Origin of the sequence: Nocardia cyriacigeorgica (assembly GCF_010868145.1) — a bacterium.
GTDB lineage: Bacteria > Actinomycetota > Actinomycetes > Mycobacteriales > Mycobacteriaceae > Nocardia > Nocardia cyriacigeorgica_D.
In genome coordinates this window covers 426,260-447,012 of record NZ_JAAGUY010000002.1, presented here as the reverse complement: position 1 = coordinate 447,012, position 20,753 = coordinate 426,260, and the positions used below count along the sequence as shown (strand labels likewise).

General features: G+C 66.6%; 22 protein-coding genes. 11 read left to right on the top strand and 11 right to left on the bottom strand.

Translation table 11 applies throughout. The features are described 5' to 3' along the window. Positions 1–9 precede the first annotated feature (9 nt). The 4 genes from GV792_RS05995 to GV792_RS05980 are packed head-to-tail and all read left to right on the top strand — an operon-like array spanning position 10 to position 4,520. Positions 10–1,764 (top strand): thiamine pyrophosphate-binding protein, encoded by a 1,755-nt coding sequence (locus GV792_RS05995; RefSeq protein WP_163822603.1) that lies wholly within the window; start codon positions 10–12, stop codon positions 1,762–1,764. Further along, positions 1,761–2,420: an SRPBCC family protein gene (locus tag GV792_RS05990; RefSeq protein WP_163822602.1), complete on the top strand. Its 660-nt coding sequence runs from the start codon at positions 1,761–1,763 to the stop codon at positions 2,418–2,420. Before GV792_RS05995 ends, GV792_RS05990 begins: the two co-directional genes overlap by 4 nt. Then, positions 2,420–3,457 (top strand): 3-oxoacyl-ACP synthase III family protein, encoded by a 1,038-nt coding sequence (locus GV792_RS05985; RefSeq protein ID WP_163822601.1) that lies wholly within the window; start codon positions 2,420–2,422, stop codon positions 3,455–3,457. Before GV792_RS05990 ends, GV792_RS05985 begins: the two co-directional genes overlap by 1 nt. 19 nt (positions 3,458–3,476) lie before the next feature. After that, positions 3,477–4,520: a pyridoxal phosphate-dependent aminotransferase gene (locus GV792_RS05980; RefSeq protein ID WP_163822600.1), complete on the top strand. Its 1,044-nt coding sequence runs from the start codon at positions 3,477–3,479 to the stop codon at positions 4,518–4,520. 15 nt (positions 4,521–4,535) lie between these two features. Here the strand turns inward: GV792_RS05980 and GV792_RS05975 are convergent, their stop codons facing one another. The 6 genes from GV792_RS05975 to GV792_RS05950 all read right to left on the bottom strand — a co-directional run bounded on the left by GV792_RS05975 (position 4,536) and on the right by GV792_RS05950 (position 9,427). Next, positions 4,536–4,847, bottom strand: a complete 312-nt coding sequence (locus GV792_RS05975) for a YciI family protein (RefSeq protein ID WP_163822721.1) — start codon at positions 4,845–4,847, stop codon at positions 4,536–4,538. A gap of 12 nt (positions 4,848–4,859) precedes the next feature. Continuing rightward, a complete protein-coding gene (locus GV792_RS05970; RefSeq protein WP_163822250.1) occupies positions 4,860–5,240 on the bottom strand; it encodes a hypothetical protein in 381 nt (126 codons plus the stop codon). 116 nt (positions 5,241–5,356) lie between these two features. Then, complete coding sequence (locus GV792_RS05965) at positions 5,357–6,208, bottom strand: DUF692 domain-containing protein (RefSeq protein WP_375154452.1); 852 nt, start codon at positions 6,206–6,208, stop codon at positions 5,357–5,359. 16 nt (positions 6,209–6,224) lie between these two features. Beyond that, complete coding sequence (locus GV792_RS05960) at positions 6,225–7,139, bottom strand: TIGR04222 domain-containing membrane protein (protein ID WP_163822599.1); 915 nt, start codon at positions 7,137–7,139, stop codon at positions 6,225–6,227. A 243-nt stretch (positions 7,140–7,382) separates the two neighbouring features. Beyond that, a complete protein-coding gene (gene ggh, locus GV792_RS05955; protein WP_163822598.1) occupies positions 7,383–8,720 on the bottom strand; it encodes a glucosylglycerate hydrolase in 1,338 nt (445 codons plus the stop codon). A gap of 137 nt (positions 8,721–8,857) precedes the next feature. Continuing rightward, positions 8,858–9,427: a DUF6069 family protein gene (locus GV792_RS05950; RefSeq protein ID WP_163822597.1), complete on the bottom strand. Its 570-nt coding sequence runs from the start codon at positions 9,425–9,427 to the stop codon at positions 8,858–8,860. A 249-nt stretch (positions 9,428–9,676) separates the two neighbouring features. Here GV792_RS05950 and GV792_RS05945 point away from each other — a divergent pair, with 249 nt between their 5' ends. The 4 genes from GV792_RS05945 to GV792_RS05930 all read left to right on the top strand — a co-directional run bounded on the left by GV792_RS05945 (position 9,677) and on the right by GV792_RS05930 (position 12,030). Then, a complete protein-coding gene (locus tag GV792_RS05945) occupies positions 9,677–10,381 on the top strand; it encodes an SDR family oxidoreductase (RefSeq protein ID WP_163822596.1) in 705 nt (234 codons plus the stop codon). Positions 10,382–10,418: 37 nt separating this feature from the next. Next, positions 10,419–10,658, top strand: a complete 240-nt coding sequence (locus GV792_RS05940; protein WP_163822595.1) for a type II toxin-antitoxin system CcdA family antitoxin — start codon at positions 10,419–10,421, stop codon at positions 10,656–10,658. A 68-nt stretch (positions 10,659–10,726) separates the two neighbouring features. Next, on the top strand, positions 10,727–11,056 hold the full coding sequence (locus GV792_RS05935) for a DNA-binding protein (protein WP_218579850.1): 330 nt from the start codon (positions 10,727–10,729) through the stop codon (positions 11,054–11,056). A 182-nt stretch (positions 11,057–11,238) separates the two neighbouring features. Then, positions 11,239–12,030, top strand: coding sequence for a polysaccharide deacetylase family protein (locus GV792_RS05930; RefSeq protein ID WP_256673763.1), 792 nt, complete (start codon positions 11,239–11,241; stop codon positions 12,028–12,030). 6 nt (positions 12,031–12,036) lie between these two features. On the opposite strand, the gene GV792_RS05925 is transcribed toward GV792_RS05930, so the two are convergent. Next, entirely contained in the window at positions 12,037–12,237 is a 201-nt protein-coding gene (locus GV792_RS05925; RefSeq protein WP_163822593.1) for a DUF5808 domain-containing protein, read from the bottom strand. A 39-nt stretch (positions 12,238–12,276) separates the two neighbouring features. Beyond that, the gene (leuS, locus tag GV792_RS05920; protein WP_163822592.1) at positions 12,277–15,150 is read right to left on the bottom strand and encodes a leucine--tRNA ligase; all 2,874 of its coding nucleotides are present in this window, start codon (positions 15,148–15,150) and stop codon (positions 12,277–12,279) included. Between the two features lie 181 nt (positions 15,151–15,331). Between leuS and GV792_RS05915 the strand changes: the two genes are divergently transcribed. Together GV792_RS05915 and GV792_RS05910 are read left to right on the top strand one after the other, a co-directional pair. Continuing rightward, complete coding sequence (locus GV792_RS05915) at positions 15,332–15,736, top strand: SdpI family protein (protein WP_163822591.1); 405 nt, start codon at positions 15,332–15,334, stop codon at positions 15,734–15,736. A gap of 216 nt (positions 15,737–15,952) precedes the next feature. Next, positions 15,953–16,699, top strand: coding sequence for a glycoside hydrolase family 25 protein (locus GV792_RS05910; RefSeq protein WP_163822590.1), 747 nt, complete (start codon positions 15,953–15,955; stop codon positions 16,697–16,699). A gap of 16 nt (positions 16,700–16,715) precedes the next feature. Here GV792_RS05910 and GV792_RS05905 read toward each other — a convergent pair whose 3' ends face one another. The 3 genes from GV792_RS05905 to GV792_RS05895 all read right to left on the bottom strand — a co-directional run bounded on the left by GV792_RS05905 (position 16,716) and on the right by GV792_RS05895 (position 19,317). Further along, the gene (locus GV792_RS05905) at positions 16,716–18,764 is read right to left on the bottom strand and encodes a PhoX family protein (RefSeq protein ID WP_163822589.1); all 2,049 of its coding nucleotides are present in this window, start codon (positions 18,762–18,764) and stop codon (positions 16,716–16,718) included. 140 nt (positions 18,765–18,904) lie between these two features. Further along, complete coding sequence (locus GV792_RS05900; RefSeq protein ID WP_163822588.1) at positions 18,905–19,048, bottom strand: hypothetical protein; 144 nt, start codon at positions 19,046–19,048, stop codon at positions 18,905–18,907. Beyond that, on the bottom strand, positions 19,045–19,317 hold the full coding sequence (locus GV792_RS05895) for a hypothetical protein (protein WP_163822587.1): 273 nt from the start codon (positions 19,315–19,317) through the stop codon (positions 19,045–19,047). Before GV792_RS05895 ends, GV792_RS05900 begins: the two co-directional genes overlap by 4 nt. A 183-nt stretch (positions 19,318–19,500) precedes the next feature. Between GV792_RS05895 and GV792_RS05890 the strand changes: the two genes are divergently transcribed. Continuing rightward, positions 19,501–20,733: a helix-turn-helix domain-containing protein gene (locus tag GV792_RS05890; protein WP_163822586.1), complete on the top strand. Its 1,233-nt coding sequence runs from the start codon at positions 19,501–19,503 to the stop codon at positions 20,731–20,733. Positions 20,734–20,753: the final 20 nt, after the last annotated feature.

Genomic DNA, 20,753 nt, shown 5'->3' with positions numbered 1-20,753 from the left:
GGAGGTTCGATGCCCGACAGAGTTGTGGACTATCTGGTGCGCACCATGCCGGACCTCGGCGTGCGACATATCTTCGGCGTCGACGGCGCCAATATCGAGGATCTCTACGACGCCATCTTCGACGCGGGCGGCGCGGTCACGGGTGTGGTGGCCAAACATGAATTCTCCGCCGCGACCATGGCCGACGGGTACGCCCGCTCCACAAGCGGGCTCGGCGTCGTCGCCGCGACCTCCGGCGGAGGCGCAATGAATCTCGTTGCCGGACTGGCTGAATCGTATGCGTCACGGGTTCCGGTGCTGGCCCTGATCGGACAACCACCGACCGCACTGGAGGGGCACGGCGCATTCCAGGATTCGAGTGGCCAAGCCGGCGCGATCGACGCGGTCCGGCTGTTCAGCACGATCAGCCGCTACTGCGCCCGGGTCGCCACCCCGGCCGAACTGCCGGAACGGCTGGCGCGGGCACTGCGTGCGGCTCGCCGCGGCGGGCCGTCGGTGCTGCTCATCCCCAAGGATGTCCAGCAGGCCGAGATGGGTGGTATCGCGGCGTTCCGTCCCGATCCGCGTGCCACCTGGCTCGACGACGACGAACTCGAGCGCGTGATGACGGCGCTGGAAACCGCCCACAATCTCGGGACGGTGGTGGTCATCGCCGGCGACCAGGTGGCTCGAGACGATGCGCGCACCGCGCTCGCGGAACTGGTCGCGGAGCTGGGCGCGCTGGTCGGCGTCGCGCCCGACGCCAAGGACACCTACGACAACTCCGAACCGGCGTTCTGCGGTGTCGCGGGCACCATGGGTCACCGCGAACTCACCGATGCTCTGGAAGCCGCCACGCTGTGCCTGCTGGTCGGCACCCCGATGCCGGTCACCGCACGCACCGGACTCGACGATTTGCTGGCGCGGACCACCATCGCCAGCATCGGGCTCGCCATGCCGCATCTGCCCGCGGTCCACGCCACCTGCACCGATGTCGCCTTCGCATTGCGCACCATCCTGCAGCGGCTGCGCGGCGGACACGACGGGCACGCCGATACCGACCTCGCCGAGTCTGTCATCGCCCCGGCCCCGGCGCCGGATCCGACGTCGTCGGTCGCCACCGCGGTGCGCACGACTCGCGTCACCCGCACCGCCCCCGCCCGCACCTTGTCGCCGATGCCGGTACCCGAATCGCATGGTCCCGGACTGCGCTACCGGCATATCGTGGCCGCGATCCAGGCAGCACTGCCCGACGGCGCCGACGTGTTCGTCGACGCGGGCAATACCGGTGCGGCCGTGGTGCATCAGTTGCGGGTGCCGCGCGACGGGCGTTTCGTGGTCGCTCTCGGTATGGGCGGGATGGGGTATGCGTTCGGCGCCGGTATCGGTTCGGCCTTCGCCCGCGCACCGGACGGCCACCGCACCGTGGTGATCGCGGGCGACGGCTCGTTCTTCATGCACGGCATGGAACTGCACACCGCGGTCGAGCACACACAGCCCATCACCTTCATCGTGTTCAACAACAACGCGCACGCCATGTGCGTGACGCGCGAACAACTGCTGTATCGGGATCGGTACAGCTTCAACAGATTCCAGCCCGCCCGGCTGGGTGACGGCGTCGCGGCCATGTTTCCCCAGCTGCGCGTCTGTTCTGTCCACACCTTGGCCGAGCTCCCCGGGGCACTCACCGAATGCCTCGGCGGTTCGGGCCCGTCGTTCCTCTCGATCGACTGTGACCCGGACGAAATCCCACCGTTCTTGCCATTTCTCAGGAGTACACCGTGACAACAAGCGCCCTGCCCGCCCTCAGTGACGTTACGGACCAGGTGATCCCGGGTCTGCTCCGCATCGAGAATTCCGATAAGGAGGCCACCACCCCGATCATCATGGACATGCTCCGGTCGGTGTATCCGCACGATCAGATCTACGGCGATTTCTGCCCGGTTCAGGCCTATATCGCCGCACCGCCACGAGAGGTGTACGAATACCTGGCCGACACGAGGTCACTGGAGGAATGGACCTACAGCCTGCGCGGATTCGCCGAAACCGATGAGCCGGGCCTGTGGTTGGCGCATGACCGGCTCGGCGACACGACCAAGATCTACACCCGCACGGTCGCGAATCCCGAGGCCATGACCGTCGACTACCACTGCGCCTGGGACCAGGGATTTCACCTGTGGATGGTCTACCTGATGCGCGTGGTGGATGCACAGGTGGTGTTGGACAAGCCGGGGTCTGTTGTGCTGTGGGTGAATTGCCGCCATCCCTTCTACGACGAGAACGGCTACCCGGATACGGCGCCACCGAAGCGGCCGGTCTGGGTCGGCGATTTCTGGGAAATGTTCTCCGCCGGACATCAATTGGAAATGGACAATCTCAAGGCGATCTGTGAATACCGTGCCGCGCACGGGCTGCCGATCAAGCCGGAATGGATGAGTTGATGACAGACCCTGACGCGCCACGCCCGCCGCTGGTCAGCCTGATCGATGTGGCGAGCTATCTGCCCGGCGAGCCGATCGGGACGGAGTACTTCACCCAGTTCTCCCGGTCGGATCGCATGGCGAAGAATGTCATGTTCCGTTCGCCGAAGACGCGCCATCACGTCGCCCGCGACGAGACCGCTGTCGATATGGTCGAGCGCGCGGTGGCCCCGTTGATCGAACGACACGGCACCGACTTGCTGTCGAGCGTCGACATTCTCCTCACTCATACCCAGTTGCCCGACAATCCGGTCATGGGCTGCGGCCCCGAAGTGGCGCGCAGGCTCGGCGCCAAGCCCGGCTGGGTCTTCGACCTGCACAACGGCGGCTGCGCGGCGTTCGTGCACATGATGGCGCTGGCCCAGACCATCATGCGCACTACCGACGCCAGAACCGCGCTCATCGCCGCGACCCAGAATTGCGCGGGCCCGGTATTCACCCAGCCTGATATCCGTAAACTCGCCCAGGCACCCGTGCCCGGTGACGGATGTGGTGTCGGTCTGCTCGTGCGCGACGACAGCGCGCCGATTCTGGACATCGAATGCCGCACCTATCCCGAATTCGCCGGCGACATGGACTTTTCCACCAACGGCGACCGCAAGTACTGGGAGCCCGGCGAGGGACAGGGCTGCGTGAGCTTCACCGAATCGAAGATCACCAAGGTTTTCGCGCGCGGAAATCGGCTGGTTCCCGAGGTGGCGCTGGCGGTGTGCGATCGGATCGGGGTGAAGGGCCGCGATATCGATACCTTCATCACCAATCAGCCCAATCGGTTGTTCCTGCGCAATTGGCATGATGCGTTGGAGCTGCCGGCCGAGCGTCATCCCGATACGTTCGACAGCTGTGGAAACCTGTTCGCCGCGGGGATTCCGGTGACCTTGGATGTCGAGAACCGGGCAGGTCGGCTGCGCAACGGATCTGTTGTCCTCATGTCAGCGTTCGCCCACGCCGGTGATTTCGCCGCCGCCGCTGCGGTGCGCTGGGGTGCGGGGCGATGAATATGTGGAGCCCAGCGCGATGAGCATTCAGGTGGCAGACCGCAGCCGGTCGTCGCGGCGATGTCACACCGCTGCACCGTCGGTCCGGTTCGATCTGAGTTTGAGCGAGAATCCGTTCCCGCCTTTGCCTTCGGTGCGTGCGGCGATCCAGCGGGAACTGGGGCGGGCGAACAGGTATCCCGAGTTCCTGCCCGCGCGGCTGCCAAGCGTCGTCGCCGGCCAACTCGGTGTGCGCCCGGACCAGGTGGTTGTCGGCTCCGGAGCCACCGGGGTGGCCATGCAGATCCTCCACACGCTGGCCGGGCCCGGCGCGGACATGGTGCTTGGCATGCCGACGTTCGACGGCTACCCGATCATGGCCGGGATGACCGGCGTCGACGTCGTCGGTGTGCCGCTCGACGCCGCGGGCGACCAGGACCTCCGAGCGATGGCACGCGCCGTCAGCAGCCGAACGCGGCTGGTGGTGCTGTGTCGTCCACACAACCCCACCGGAACCCTCGTTTCCAAGCGCGACCTGCGCTCGTTCCTACGTGCGATCCCGACGAGCGTCCCGGTGATCCTGGACGAGGCGTACGTCGAATTCCTCCCCGCCAACGACCGCATCGACTCGAGCACCCTGCTGGCCCGCCACCCGAATCTGCTGATCCTGCGGACTTTTTCCAAGGCATACGGCCTGGCAGGCCTACGCATCGGTTACGCCATCGGCAACACCGAGCTGATCACCCGCATCCGCCACCTGCAACTCCCCTTCGGAACCCCGACATTCGCAGTCACCGCCGTCTCGGCGTCGTACGCCGCCGAACCCGAACTCGCGGTCCGCGTTGCCCGGATCACCGAGGAACGCGAATCTCTCCGCGAGGCCCTGCGCCACATGGGCATCGAGGTCCCTTACAGCTATGCCAACTTCCTCTACCTGCCCGGTCCAGGCGTCGCGACGGCTCTGCGCCGAGCTGGAATAGGGGCCAGGGCATATCCCGATGGAAGTGTCCGGGTTGCTGTGGGTGACGTGGAGGCAGGGCGAGCGGTACTCGATGCGGTGCGGATGCGCGCTCGCTCGCTCTGATCGCACGCCTGGTGGTCAGAACTCCACGACCTGGCGGACTTCGACGTGGCCGTAGCGGGCGGTGGGGATGCGATGGGCCCAGTGGATGGCGGTGTCCACGTCGGGGACATCGAGCACGTAGAACCCTGCGCCCACATTGCCGGTGACACCCTTGTCGACTGCGACTTCGCCGTCGCGGACCGTGACGGTCCGTGCGTCGTGACCGGGGTGCAGGCCTGCCTCGTGCACGAAGATTCCGGCCTCGCGGACTTCACCGTCGAAGGCGATCCATTCCTGGACCTCGGCGTCGGCTTGTTCGACCTCGGCGGGGTTGTAGGAGGCGGCCAGTGGTGTGGGGCGTCATCGCCACATCGAGCGCAGGAGCGAGCGAATCCGGAATCCGATGCTGTCTTTCCGATCGGGCAGCTCGATCCCCATATGCTTCGCGAAACCGGCGATGTCGGCGTCGGTGGAGATCTTCGGTCGTCCTCGCGCCCAGGATGCGAACCGCTGCTCGAAGTCAGGGCCCGCTGCGTGGGCGACCATCGGGTGGTGGCGGGCAACGATCCCTGCACGTTTTCGGAGGAGAGCGGTTTCCGCTGCGAGGACGGCATCGTCATCGAAACCGGGTGGGGGCGCGGCGCCCGCGACCAAGGCGCGGACCAGTGCGGCCTGCTGCTCGCCGAGAGCATGAACTGCGGCGAGCGAAGCACCCTGCGGGACGCACTGTTCCGTCGCCAAGTCCGCGGATTGTCCCGATACGCGATTCATGGTCCGGCCCGAAGCTTCGGCACCGGCTTCGCCAACGCCGGACCGACGGGGCAGCTGTCCTCGAGAAGTCCTGAAGCCCACGGTAATCACACTCTTCCCCGCAGCGGTGGGGCCGCGGCGCGGGCGCGGGCGGTGATCGACGCACGAGCCGCCGCATTGGCGATGGCGTCGAGTTCGTCGAGCAGTTCATCCGCTGGCGGATAGTTGCCATCGCGTTCGAGCATCAACGGCGCGGGACAGGTGGTGGTGAATTCGGCTACCAGCGCGAGCACTTCGGTAGGCACCGGATGCTGATGCGTGTCGTGGTAGCGGCCACTGGATACGGTGCCGCCTGCGACATGGCAGTAGGCGAGCCGGTCGGTGGGGAGCCGACGTAATTCGGTGATCGGGTCGCGGGAGCGGTTGCGGGCGTTGGCGTAGACGTTGGCGATATCGATCAGCAGGTACACGCCGGTGCGTTCGACCAATTCGGTGAGGAATTCCGATTCGGTGAATTCGTCATCGGGCCAGTCGAATAGCGCGGCGATGTTTTCGACCGCGAGCGGAACCGGCAGGCCCTCCTGGGTACGGACGATATTGCGCGTCAACACCTCCAGCGAGGTTCGCGTTCGCGGCACGGGCAACAGGTGGCCGGCTTCGAGTCCGCCGGCGCGCACGAACGCGACATGCTCGCTCACTAGCGGCGCGGACACCCGGTTCGCGGACTCCGCGAGGCGGGCGATCCGCTTGTCGTCCACCGGGTCGACGCCGCCGAGCGACAGCGTGACACCGTGCGGGACAACAACCGTCCCCCGCGCGCGCAAAGCCGCCAACTCAGGGGGCACACGGGCAGCGGGCAGCGATTCCGCGATCACCTCGCAGAAACCGAGACCATCGAGCTGGTCGATCAGCCCGCAGATCTCGGGCCGCCAGCCGATGCCGAGCGCCTCGTCGGGCAGCAGACCGTTCACGATCTCACCCGCCGCAGCCACCACAGCCACCGCAGCCACCGCCACCGCATCCGCCGCCGTCACCGCCACCATCGCCGCCGCTCCCACCGCCATCGGCACCCCCGGTCGGCGGCTGCACCGCCTGCGCGAGACCAGGATCGAGCACCGTCAGGGCCGCAACACCGAATACCGCGACCGCGACCGCGGCGGCGCCGACACCGTAGGTGGTGTACGCGGGCGAATTCGACGGGCGCAGATGCGAATTGTCGGAGATGGCGCGTGCCTTGGCCGCCTCACCGCGCGGTGTCAGCGGATCAGGGGTCATCACCCACCATGCGGTGAATGCCAGCACGAGCAGGCACGGCACCAGGAATCCCGATGGATTGCCCGCGATGATCCCGGCGATGAAACGGACGAGCCCGAGGACACCGACGATCAGGATTGGCATACCGGCATCACGAGCGTCGCGCCGATCCACGTCACCGGTGATGTAGCCGCGCTCGACCAGTGCGGTGCGCAGCTGTCCGAGCGGCACGGCGGCCTCTCGGGTGATATCGGCGATCGTCTCTTTCTTATGGCTGATCGCGTCATAGATCGCGAGGGTGAACCAATCCAGTTGAGCGCGGTCGGCCACGGTCGGTAGCCGGGTCGGCGTGCCCTCCGAATCGATGATGTCGTGGCTGCGCAGCAGCGTCACCGCCGTGGTCACCGCGCGTTCCTCGCCGAACAGCATCGCGGTCTCCGGAGCCGTCAGCTTCTCCAGCGAGACGCCGTCCCACTCGGACGCCCGCCGGTAGGTGTACTTGCGCTGCAAATACAGCCCTGCCGCGATGGCGAGCAATGCGACCGGGATGTACACCAGCAGGAAGTCGCCGCCTGAGATGCCCCAGGTCTCGCCCGCTGCGATCACCTCGGGCGCGAACCGCTGTGCCTGTGTCATATCCGAGCCTCCGACCTGCCATGGCGTTCCACCCAGTATCCGGACGAATGGGGCCGACCGCCACGACGATTCGCCCTGCACGCCCGGCCGACCACCTCGGATTGCGCTGCGGCGAACCGCGCCCTCGCCCTCATCATCGGCCTCCGACCTGGGTCGACGTTGTACCCGAGTATCGGGGTAGCGGGTGTGCGGCGTCACGACGCCCGGTGGCGGAACAGTAAAACTCGCGTGACCGGCAAGTTTTCAGCCGAGCCAGTCCAGCACCGACGCGGCCGTCCACGACTGTTGCATGCTGCCGAGCGGTTCGCCAGTGAAGGGTTCGTAGTACTCGGCGAAGCTGCCGTCGCTGGCTTGTCGCAGGCCCTCGGCGCGCAGCATGTAGGAGCGTTCGGCCCAGCCGCGGCGGGCGAAGGCCCAGGAGAACAACCAGGTCATCACCGGCCAGACCGGGCCGCGCCAGTATTCGCGCGGCCGGAAGTCCTTGGACACCGGTGACGTCGACGGCGGTAGCGCGTAGCGCAGGTCGGGGTGGCCACAGAAGCGCGGTCCCTCGAAGGAGCGGAGTAACGCGCGTTCGGCGTCACGCTCCAGCCCGCCACACAGCAGCGGCGCGAACATCGACAGCGTCTCGGTGGGGATCCAGCGCTGCAATCTAACGTCGAAATCGCGCGCCGCACCGCTACGTTCATCCGCGGAAGCGACGACTCCCGTGCGAAACCGTTTCGCCCAGCGATACAGATCGCGCACATCGGCATGGGGCTGGTGGTAATCCTCGCCGATCTGGGCGAGTACCTCGCACGCCATCGCGAAAATGGCCGAAACGAACACGTCCTCCACGGCGAAGCTCATCGTCGAGGTGAGCTGGTAGTCGTCGTATCCGGCCCGCCGCATCTGCTCGACGAGCCACAGGTAGCGGTCGTATTCGCGGTCGGTGGGCCGCTGGCTCGGGTCGGCGACGACCAGTACGTCCTCGCGCCGATACGCGGGGAGATCCTCGGGGACCACGTTGGCGTAGGCGCGATCCCAGCGCGGCGAATTGTCCATCCCGGACTCCCAGCCGTGATAGAGCGTGATCCGGCCGTTCTCCTTGGGGTCGCGGGCGTGGGCGAGCCAGCGGTGCCAGCGCACCAGATCGGGCCAGCGCCGGTTCAGGAACTCTTCGGCCACCGCGCGCGTACTGCGGCCGTGCCTGCGGGAATGATCGAGGATGCGCTGCACCGCGATGGCGTGCACGGGTGGCTGGGTGATGCCGGAGGTGTCGGGACCGTCCGGCGCGTTCGCGGCCAGCGTGCGGCACTCCCACCTGGCCGGGCCGGGAAAATAACCGTCGACACCGTTGGCGAAGACGATGTGCGGGATCATCCCGTTCTTCCACTGCGCCGACAGCAGCGTGTCGAGTTCGATCACCGCCCGTTCCACGCTCAGCGGCGCCAGACCGACCGCGACGAAGGCGGCGTCCCAGCTCCACATGTGCGGATACAGCCGGGGCGCGGCGCTGGTCATGGTGCCCAGGTCGTTGCCCCGCAGCAGATAGGCCGCGCGGGCGGCGAGCTGAGTCGGAGTGAAGCCGGGGTGCACCATGCCCCTATTCTGCGGCCTGACCGGCGGAAACGCTTGTCAGGGGTGTGGGTGTTACGTGCCGGTGAGCGTGGTGTTTCGGTGCGTCACCGGCCGGACGCCGGCTCCGGCGCGATGTCACGCGGAGCCGACGGAGCCGATCAGTACTGCTGTTGCGGGCGCTGAATCGCGCTGGCTCCGATCGAGCCGAGCAGCGTGATGATGCACAGCCCGGCGATCAGGTTGATCACCGCGGTGGCGATCTTCGCATCGAGGTCGGCGACCAGGGTGAACGGCAGCAGCACCGCGAGCGCGGTGAGCAGGCCGGTGATCCAGTAGAAGAACTGCATGGGGCTTGGCATGAACGCCAGCAGCAGGTTCAGCAGACCGGTGGCGGCGATAGCGGCGGCGGCACCGGCCACCGCGTAGGAAGTGGTGGAGACGGTGCCGTAGGCGCCTGCCCCTTCGGGCGAGAGGACCGAGATCTTCAGAATCCCGCGGACCAGCATGATCGCAACGACGATGACCAGCGCGACGACAACCGCCGTACCGAGACCACCCGCCCAGAGTCTGCCGAGATTGATCTGCGGCATCTGCCGCTGCGGTTCCTGCCCGTACTGCTGCGGCTGGTGTGCGTACTGCTGCTGCTGCTGCGAGTACTGGGTGTACGGCTGCGTGTACGGCTGTTGGTGCGGGTCTTCCCGCCCGTAGTTGTGCGACGGATCCGTCATAGGGCGAAACTACCTCGCCCGGCCCTCGCTGCATATCCGAATGGAGAGTCGGGCCTGTCGTCCGGAGGTCTATAGGAGCCCTGGAACAGGCGGCCCGCCAACTCTGCCTGGGATCCGTACCGGTCCAGCGAAGCCCTGTTGCGACCGGCCCTGCCTGGACGCGGTCCGAGCACAGCCGGCGACGCGCAGGATCCGGGCCCGAGCGGGACCGCCCGCCCTCGCGCTGAACCGCCGGTTAGCGTTGGCCGCATGACCACTGCCTCCGCTGCTGACTCAGCCCGCCCGACAGCGTTGATCACCGGTGCGGCTCGGGGTTTGGGCGCCGCCATCGCCCGCACCCTCGCCCCCACTCATGAGCTGCTGCTCGGGGCACGGTCCGCGGAATCGCTCGAAGCGATCCTGGCCGAGCTGCCAGTCGCTGTCGGCGTGCCGGTCGAACTGACCGACTATGCGGGCGTCGCGGCGGCCGTAAGGTCGATCGAGCGGCTGGACGTCCTGGTGCACAACGCGGGTGTCGCCGACCTCGGCACGATCGCCGAATCCTCGGTGGAGCAGTGGCGTACGACCATGGAAGCCAACGTCATCGCGGTAGCGGAACTGACCCGCCTGCTGCTGCCCGCCCTGCGCGCCGCGAACGGGCATGTGGTGCTGATCAATTCCGGTGCGGGTCTGCGCGCCAACGCCGGCTGGGCCTCGTACGCGGCCAGCAAGTTCGCCTTGCGCGCATTCGGCGACGCCCTGCGCCTCGAGGAACCCGACCTGCGCGTCACGTCCATCCATCCCGGCCGCATCGCCACCGACATGCAGCGCGAGATCGTCGCGAGCGAAGGGCGCGAGTACCGCCCGGAGGAATTCCTCACCGCCGAAACCGTCGCACGTGCGGTACGCAATGCCGTCGACACCGCGCGCGACGCACATCCGACGGAAATAGTCCTGCGCCCGATCGCGCGCTGAACGTTGCCTTCGATGCATATCACGGTATGCTCGCCTTGTGTCGGACACAACGCGGATTACGGTGACGCTCCCTTCCGAGCAGGTAGCGGAGCTGCGGCAACGCACCGAGAATCTCTCGGGGTACGTCGCAGCTGCCGTTGCTCGACAACTGCGACATGAACTGCTTGCCGAGGATCTACGCGCGTACCAGGAAGAGCATGGCGCCTTCAGCGCCGAAGAACTCGCCCGAGCCCGGGCCGAGATCTTCGGTGACGAAGCCGGGACCAACGCCGCGTGATCGGACACTTCGAGACCGTTGTCCTCGACAGCCAAGGACTTGCCCTGTGGGTTGGTGAGGATCGTGGCATGCTGGCGAAGATCCACGTATTTCACCAGATCGGCGCTGATCTGGTGATCGGAACCAACACCATCGTCGAAGTCAGCCACGCGAAGGTGAATCTGCCTCGGCTGAGTTGGATCCTGTCACGCGTACGGGTCGAACCGGTCACCGAGTCCGCAGCAAGGTCTGCTGCTGCGCTGCTGAAAGAGGCAGGGTTACATGGCCATCGGCACGCCATCGACGCGACGGTCGCAGCAGCGGCGTTGCGTCAACCTGGCCCGGTAGCGCTCGTGACCTCTGACCGCGACGACATGGCCAAGCTCTGCGGCGACAGAGTCCGGATCGTCCCCGTGTAGAACATCGGCGCAACCACAACGCGTAATTTCGACAAGTCAGCGCAAGGGGCAACCGTCGTGCGAAGACCTTGCGTGGCGATCCCGGAGAAACCCGCTGGCATCGGTAGAGTTCCCGCTGCATAACAGCACGTCAGTGTGGTCTTTTCGGTAGCACGGTTCGGTTGAACGAGCGGGGTTGCGTGATGGACAGACGCCGGATGTTGTCGATGTTGGCTGCGGGGACCGCGGTGGCTGTGGCCGGATGCAGTGCGGCGCAGGGTGAGCCCGCGGTGGCGGGGATGACGGAGGTGCCCGTTCCGGCGCCGGTGCCGCCGCCGCTATTGCCTCCACCACCGGGTGGGCCGAAAACGCCGATTCCGGCCGCCACCATCACCGCGCTGCCCGGTCCGGGAACGAGCATGGCGCTCACCGTGGATGACGGCGCGAGTCCCGAAGTGGTCGGCGCCTACATCAGATTCGCCAAGGACACCGGCGCACGGTTCACCTTCTTCGTGACCGCCTACTACGAATCCTGGAGCGCCCACCGCGACGAATTGCGATCGATGGTCGATTCCGGGCAGATCCAGCTCGGCAATCACACCTGGGATCACGCCGACCTCACCGCTAGCTCCACCTCGGCGGCCACCACCCAGCTGGAGCGCTGTAAGACGTTCCTATGGAATAACTTCGGCGTCGACGGCACGCCCTACTATCGCCCGCCGTTCGGCAGGCACAACGCGACCGTCGATGCGGTCGCCGCCGACCTCGGCTACACCGTGCCCGTCATGTGGTACGGCTCGCTGTCGGACTCCGGACTGATCACCGAGGCGTACCTGATGGAATGCGCGCGTAAGTATTTCAATCCGCAGACCATCGTCATCGGGCACGCGAATTTCGCGCCGGTCACCCGCTGCTACGGTCAGCTGATCGACATCATTCGGGAGCGAAATCTGTCACTGGTGACGCTGAACGATGTGCTGCAAGTCCAAGCCTGAATGCGGTTACCGGCGCCGCCAGTGCACCAGCCGGTGCAGGTTCAGGTCGTAGCCCCACCCGAAAGCCTTCGGCGTGAACAACCGCCTATCGTCCGGATTCCAGACCCGGGCCTTCACTCGGGCCCAGGTCGGGCGGCGCCAGTCGTAGGGCATTCCAGCCGCTGTGCCCTGAGGTGCGGGCACCCGTTCGTCGTCCGGATCGGGCATCGCTGATTCTCCTTGTCGGTCGACGAACGGGCGGACCGATCAGGGAACGATGTTCACCATTCGCCCGGGCACCACGATCACCTTGCGCGGTGCGGCACCTTCCAGCAGCGCCGCGATCTTCTCGTCGGCCAGCGCCGCCGCCTCGATCGCTGCCTGGTCGGCGTCGGCGGGCACCTGGATCCGGCTGCGCACCTTACCCTTCACCTGGATCGGGTACTCCACCGACTCGTCGACCAGCAGTGCCGGATCGGCGATCGGGAAGGGGCCGTGAGCCAGCGCGGTGGTGTGGCCGAGGCGCTCCCACAGTTCCTCGGTGATGTGCGGGGCCAGCGGAGCCAGCATCAGCACCACCGGCTCCACCACCGAACGCGGCGCGCCCTCCGGATAGGCCTTGGTGAGGTGGTTGGTCAGCTCGATCAGCTTGGCGCCTGCGGTGTTGTCGCGCAACGCGGCCAGATCCTCGTCGACACCGGCGATCGTCTTGTGCAGCAGACGCAGCGTCTCATCGGAGGGTGCCGCGGCGGTGACGCGCACTGCGCCGGTCTCCTCGTCCACCACCAGACGCCACACCCGCTGCAGGAACCGGTGCGCGCCGACGACATCCTTGGTCGCCCACGGCCGCGATGTGTCCAGCGGACCCATCGACATCTCGTAGAAACGGAAGGTGTCGGCGCCGTACTGATCGCAGATCTCGTCCGGGGAGATGGCGTTCTTCAGCGATTTGCCGATCTTGCCGTACTCCTGGTTCACCTGGATCTCGGTACCGGAGGCATCGGTCCAGAAGAACGTGCCGTCCCGCTCGATGACCTCGGCCGCTGGCACATAGGCACCACGGGCGTCCGTGTAGGCGTAGGCCTGGATATAGCCCTGGTTGAACAGGCGGCGGTACGGCTCGCATCCGGAAACATCGCCCAGGTCGAACAGCACCTTCTGCCAGAACCGCGCGTACAGCAGATGCAGCACGGCATGCTCGACACCACCGACGTACAGGTCGACGCCGCCCGGATCGTCGGGGCCGTGGCCTTCGGCACGCGGACCCAGCCAGTACTGCTCGTTCTCCTTGGCGCAGAACGTTTCCGAGTTCGCCGGGTCGGCGTAGCGCAGCTGATACCAGGAGCTGCCCGCCCAGTTCGGCATGACGTTGGTGTCGCGACGGTACTTCTTGGGACCGTCACCCAGATCGAGTTCGACATGCACCCAGTCGGTGGCCTTGGCCAGCGGCGGCGACGGTTCGGAATCGGCGTCGTCGGGGTCGAAGGTGACCGGAGCGAAATCGTCCAGCTCCGGAAGCTGCACGGGCAGCATGGATTCCGGCAGGGCGTGCGGTGCGCCGTCCTCGTCGTAGACGATGGGGAACGGCTCGCCCCAGTACCGCTGCCGAGCGAACAGCCAGTCGCGCAGCTTGTACTGCACGGTGCCGGTGCCGTGACCGTCGGCTTCCAGGCGGCCGATAACCGTGGCCTTGGCCTCGTCGACGCTCAGGCCGTCGAGGTAGCCGGAGTTCACCAGGGCGCCGTCGCCGGAGTAGGCGGCCTCGGTGACGTCACCACCGGAGATCACCTCGATGATCGGCAGACCGAACGCGGTCGCGAACTCCCAGTCGCGCTGGTCGTGACCGGGAACGGCCATGATCGCGCCGGTGCCGTAACCACTGAGCACATAGTCGGCGACGAAGATCGGCACCTGCGCGCCATTGACCGGGTTGGTCGCGTAGCTACCGAGGAAGACGCCGGTCTTCTCCTTGTTCTCCTGCCGCTCCACATCCGACTTCGCGGCGATCGCCTTGCGATAGTCGGCGACGGCGTCGGCGGGAGTGGCGGCGCCACCATTGGTCCAGCGCGGGTCGACGCCCTCGGGCCAGGCGGCCGCGGTCAGCTGATCGGCCAGCTCGTGCTCGGGGGCCAGCACCACGTAGGTGGCGCCGAACAGGGTGTCCGGGCGGGTGGTGAAGACCTCGAGCTCGTGACCGTCGGCCGCGAACCGCACCTGGGCACCGCGCGAACGCCCGATCCAGTTGCGCTGCATGGCCTTGACGTTCTCCGGCCAGTCCAGCCGATCCAGATCGTCGACCAGACGATCGGAGTAGGAGGTGATCCGCATCATCCACTGCCACAGGCGCTTACGGAACACCGGGAAGTTGCCGCGCTCACTGCGGCCCTCGGCGGTGACCTCCTCGTTGGACAGCACCGTACCCAGGCCGGGGCACCAGTTGACCACCGAATCCGTTTGGTACACCAGGCGATAGGAGTCGATCAGGGCGCGGCGCTCGGCGGCGGACAGGCTCGCCCAGTCCTTGCCGTCCGGGACGGCACGCGCGCCGGAGGCGAACTGCTCTTCCAGTTCCACGATGGGGCGGGCCCGATCCAGCTCCTGGTCGTACCAGGCGTTGTAGATGCGCAGGAAGATCCACTGCGTCCACTTGTAGTACTCGGGGTCGGTGGTCGCGAACGAGCGGCGCCGGTCGTGGCCGAGGCCGAGCCGGTCCAGCTGACCCTGCATGGTCGCGATATTGGTTTCGGTGGTGTCGCGCGGATGCGCACCGGTCTGCACCGCGTACTGCTCGGCGGGCAGGCCGAAGGCGTCGTAGCCCAACGCGTGCAGCACGTTGCGGCCGTGCATCCGGTGGTAGCGGGCGAACACATCGGTGGCGATATAACCCAGCGGGTGACCGACGTGCAGGCCCGCGCCCGACGGGTACGGGAACATGTCCTGCACGAACAGCTTGTCCGGCGGCGTCGGCCCGGCCAATGGACCTACCGGGTTCGGCGCGTGGAAGGTGCCGCGTTCGGTCCAGTTCCGCTGCCAGCGACGCTCGATCCGGCCGGCGAGCTCGGCGGTGTAGCGGTGCGCAGGTGCGTCATCGGTCGCGGCGGTCTGCCCGGCCGCATTTTCGGTTGCACGGGATTCCTGCACGGTCCTGCCTTCTTTACGCGCCGATCGGGAGAAATAACGTCGTCGAACAGGGTAAGACCTGGGACTTGACAACCCCAAAAAGGGGCTGCGGGGGTCCTCGGCACGTGATGCCGACCACGATCGGCCGGACCTTCCTGGAGCGGTCGACCGCTGGTGAGAGGGCCTACGGTAGCCTGCTGGGGTGGTTGTCGTCCCCATCATCCTGTTCCTGCTGGCCGCGGTAGCGCTGGCGATCGGCGTGCTGGGACTGGCGGGCAAACTGCCCCGCAACCGATTCGTCGGCGTCCACACCGACGAGGCACTCAGCACCGACGAGGTCTTCCGCGTCGCCAACCGAGTCGCCGCCCCCACCTCCCTCGCTGCCGGTGCCCTGCTGTTCTGCGGCGGACTCGTGACGCTGGCCGCAGGCGGCTTCGCTGTCGTCCTGATCGCCCTCGGCGTCGGGGTCATCGCCCTGTTCACCCTGGGTGCGGGCGCCACCGCCGGTGCCCGTGCGGCCGCCGCTCTCGCCCCGCCCGCAGAGACCGGTGGCTGCGGGCAGTCGTGTGGAGCCTGCTCGCTGCGCGACACCTGCCAGCCTGCCTGACCAGCTCGAACGCCCCGCCTGCGCCGACCGGACGTAACGCGGGCCGCATCCGGCAGAAGCCCGCCCGCGTTCCCCGCGTGGAACGACACCCGCGATTCCAGGTGAATCAACGCCGAGCGCCGGACACCGATCCCAGCATTCGACGGGTGAACAGTCGGCAAAAGCATCAGGTGTAACACTGGTCACAGTGACACCGAGTAGCTATCGTCGGACGGCATGGACAGCACCCGATGGAGAGCGACCAGCAAGCTTGCACTGTCCGCGTTCGCCGTGGGCGGCATCCTTGCGGCAACCCTGCCCGCGACGGCGCACGCCGAGCAAACCGGGCCCGACGTCTCGTCCTGGCAGCACATCGACGGCCGGATGATCGACTGGTTCGCGGTGAAGCGTTCCGGGCACGACTTCGCGATGGTGAAGGCGACCGAGGGACTGAGCTACATCAACCCGTACTTCGTGCCCGACAGCGTGCTGATGCGCGCTGCGGGTGTGGCGCGTGGGACCTACCACTACGCGCGACCGAATCTGCCGCCGGAACCGCAGGCCGCGATGTACGCGGCAGTGGTGCTCGGCCAGAACGGGCCACTGGATCTGCCGCCCGTGCTCGACCTGGAGCATTCCGGCGGGCTGGCACCGGCCGCGCTGATCGACTGGACACACCGCTACCTCAACACCGTCCAGGCACTGACCGGCCGGGTGCCGATCATCTACACCTATCCCACCTTCTGGCGCACCGCGATGGCCGACAGCAATCAGTTCCACCGGTACCCGCTGTGGATCGCCGACTATCGCGGCAATCCACAGCCGGAGGTCCCCGGCGACTGGCCGACGTGGACGTTCTGGCAGACCACCGACAGCGGGTCTGTCCCCGGTATTGCCGGCGGCACCGACCTGAACGTCTACAGCGGCGCCCAGGGCAACTTCGCGCAGTTCGCGAATATGGCCGGGCTATTCGGTAGCAGCTGACCGCCGCCGAACCGGGCTACATCCCGATGCGGCCGCCGTCGGCTTTCCACACGGCCACCACGGACGGCCGCGGCTGAGTATCGCCGCCGTCGGGCCAGTGCGACACAGGTGCGTCGGCCGAGGCGCCGTCTTCTTCACCAGGATGCTGGACACACACCAGCACCCGCTGCTCGGTGACGACCGGACCACAGGTCTCGCCGCCAGCGGGCACGGTGAGGAACTGTTTGGTTTCGCCACGACGCTCACCCTCCAGCGTCACCGCGAAGAGCCCGTCGTTCGACTTCAGCGCATTGCCGTCGGTCGAGATCCACAGGTTGCCGTAGGGGTCGAAGGCGACATTGTCGGGGCAGGAGATCGGGCTGACCTTGGTTTTGTCGAAGCCGCCGTAGTAGGTGTCGGCCGCCGCCGGATCGCCACAGACCAGCAGCAGCGACCAGGTGAAGTCGGTGCCCTTGTGATCATCGACGATCTCGAGGACCTGGCCGTTCTTGTTCTTGACCCGCGGATTGGCCTCGTCGGCGCCTGCCTTGCCATCTTCGCCGCGCTTTGTGTTGTTGGTCAGCGCGACATAGACCTTGCCGGTCTTCGGGTTGGCCTCGAAGTCCTCCGGGCGGTCCATCTTGGTAGCGCCGACCTTGTCACCGGCCAGCCGGGTGAATACCGCGACCTCCTGGGCGGACATTCCGTCGACCAGCGACTTCCCGCTGCCGTCTTCGGCGGTTTCCAGGATCGGAACCCACTGACCCTTACCGGTGAAGCCCTGGTCGGAGGGGACATTGCCGGAGCCGTCGATACGGTCGGGATGATCGCCGGTGAGCTTGGCGACGTACAGGGTGCCCGCGTCCAGGATGGTCATGTTGTGACGGCGGCTCGCGGCGCCGGTGCCGGGCTGGATCGTGCGGGACGAGACGAATTTGTACATGTACTCGAAGCGCTCGTCGTCGCCGCTGTAGGCGACAACGGTGCCGTCTTCGGTGACATGAATGTTGGCCGATTCGTGCTTGTTACGCCCCAGCGCGGAATGCTTGACCGGCGTGGACGCCGGATCCCACGGATCGATCTCGACCACGTAGCCGAACCGGTTGGACTCGTTCGGTTCCTGCGCCACATCGAAGCGCTTGTCGAACTTCTCCCAGAAATGCGGGGAATCGACCTCGCCGACGCCGTAGCGCTCGGCCCGTTCGGCAGCCACCGGATCGGCAGGTGTGCCGACGAAGTAGCCGTTGAAGTTCTCCTCACCGGAAAGCACAGTGCCCCACGGGGTCACACCACCGGCACAGTTGGCGAAGGTACCCGCGACCTTGGTACCGGTGGGGTCGGCGGAAGTCTTCACGAAATCGCTACCTGCCGCAGGACCGGTGAGCAGGAATTCGGTATCGGCGGTGATGCGCCGGTTGTACTTGCCGAAGGCGGGCGCGAGCTTGCCGGAACCCGACTCGCCCACGACCTCCACCACCGAAAGCCCGTGCGCGGCAATGGCGATGCCGAACTGTTCGGGTGTCATGGTGTCGCCGTTGAAGCCCTTGAACATGAAGGGCTCGGTGGTGTACTCGTGATTGACCACCAGCAGGTAGCGGTTGGCCTGACCCTCGATGGGCAGCAGGGCGGCGAAGTCGTTGTTGTAGCCGAACTGCTCGGCCTGCGCGGCGGCGGTCTGTTTGTCGAAGTCGAACGGCGGCGCGTCCTCGAAGATCGGGTCGCCCCAGCGGATCACCACGCCCTGCTCGTAGCCTTCCGGGACGACGACGGCGTCTTCTTTGTTCGGCGCAACCGGCGTGAACCCGGTGCCCGATCCGGCCTCGCCGTTCGACGCAGCACCGGCGCCGTTGTCGTCACCGCAAGCCGCGAGCAAACTACCCGCACCCACCGCGAGCACCGCGGCCGCGCCACCCTTCAGCACCCCGCGCCGCGACATGGCGGCCACGATGTCACCGAAGTACTCACCCGAGGACTTGTTGGAGACCTCGTGGAAGCAGGCGTTACCGCACTTGTAGGCGCAGGTGACCGCGGAGCGCGACGATCTGCCGTCGTGCTGCACGAATAGGGCGAGTGGGGTGAAGCTCACGGTGCCTCCTGGATCAAGCTGACGGCCGCACGGTAGACCACGAGGGCGATTCCGAGACGACGACAAGATGAACGTCGATCGAATTAGGCAACCCTCAGTTATCTACGTGTGCTGGGAAAACTGCCGCATACGAGTGTCGTTCACACCGGCTCACCACCTTCCCAAGCCTGAAGAATCTCCTCCAGCGTGCGCCGCTCACCCGGCATCCCGTATTTGTCGACCGTCGACCAGGTGCCGTCGTCCCACTGCACCCACCCACAAGTCTCGTCCTCCGGATCGGTCACCGCACGAACCGCTCGGCCCGCCGATCCGGAGTGATCGCCCCCACCGCAACCAACGTGCTGTAGGCATCCCGCTTATGCGGGCAATCCTCGATACTGCACCGCCGATGCACCTGCATGGTGCTGTGCGCCGTCCGCGCCGACATCCGCGGGGCTTGCGCCGTGATCGGCGGTTCATCCTCGCCGAAGGTGTAGGGAAGCACGTAGATCAAGCCGAGCAGCAATACGGCGATCGAGCCCGCCACAGCGAACGCGGCGATGTAATTCGACATCGAACCCCCTGCGGTTGTTGGTTTTTGGGAACCACCGGCGCCGGGGAATGTGAGGCACGCACCCGGCGCCGGTGCTCTGCGACAGTAGGAAGGCCGCGTGCCACCGACAGGTACGTTTCGTACCTCAGGCATTGCTACCCGGGGCTACGCTGGGAAAAAGGGTTCAGCAGCGGAAGGGATGCCGTGGGGATCAACCCTGTCGAGGAAGCTCCGATCGGATCGCGTATCAAGCGCCTGCGGGAACGGGCTGGCATGTCGAGAGCGGTTCTCGCCGGCCTTGTGGGCCGATCCACCGAATGGCTGAAAGCCGTCGAGAACGGCCGCCTGCAACCACCCCGGTTGCCGATGCTGCTGCACATCGCGCATGCGCTCGAGCTCGCCGATCTGGCCGAGCTGACCGGAAATGGGCACGCCGTTCCGGTGGCGGTGTTCGCTGGTGAGCGGCATGGCGCTCTGACGGAGGTACAGGCAGCCCTCACCGACTACCGATTGGCACCTCCGGCACGCGCTGCGAACGTCGTCCATCTCGAGGAACGGTTGCGGCAGGCCTGGACGGTCCGGCACGCCAGTCCGGATCATCGGACCCAGCTCGGAACGCTGTTGCCCGCATTGATCAGGGACGCTCAGGGAGCGGTGCGAGCCGGTGGTACGAACCGCCGTACGGCCCGCCGCACGCTGGCCGGGGTCTATCAGCTGGCCGACTTCTACGTCGCCTACCAACCGGCGCCCGAACTCGTCTGGATGGTGGCCGATCGCGCCCTGTCCGAGGGTTACGAAGCCGACGATCCGTATGTAATCGCCTGCGGGGCATGGGCGATGGCTCAAGCGCTACGAGATTCGGGCCGGTGGGAAGAAGCCATCGCGATCGCTCGGACTGCGATCGAGCGGCTCACACCCTACCTCGATCGCGACGACACCATCGACGACTGGCGCGGCATCTCTGGCGCTCTACATGCCGAAATCGCCTACGTTCACGCCCGCCGCGGCCGCCATGGCGAAGCCTGGTCGTACTGGGAAAACGCAGCCACGACCGCGCGGCTCCTCGGCCCGAGCTACCGGCATGTCCAGACGTCGTTCTCGATTCCGGTGATGGCGGCCCATGCAACGACCCTCGGCGTCGAGCTGCGCCGCTCCGGCGAGGCACTTCGAGCGGCCAGGGGATTCGACGCAGACCAGATCACCTCGATCCCCCGGCGCAGCCGCCACTTCATCGAGGTCGCTCGCGCCCACTACCAGCGTGACGAACCGGTGGCCGCGCTTGCCCTGCTGGACAAATCGGCGCGCACCGCACCGGAAACGATCAAGTACAACGGCCATGCCCGCGACATCCTGCACGTCCTGATGCGAAATCCCCCCTCGGGCATGAGGAACGACGTCAACGATCTCTGCCGCCAGGTGGGTCTCGTACCTGCATAGGCCATCGCCGCCGATACTCG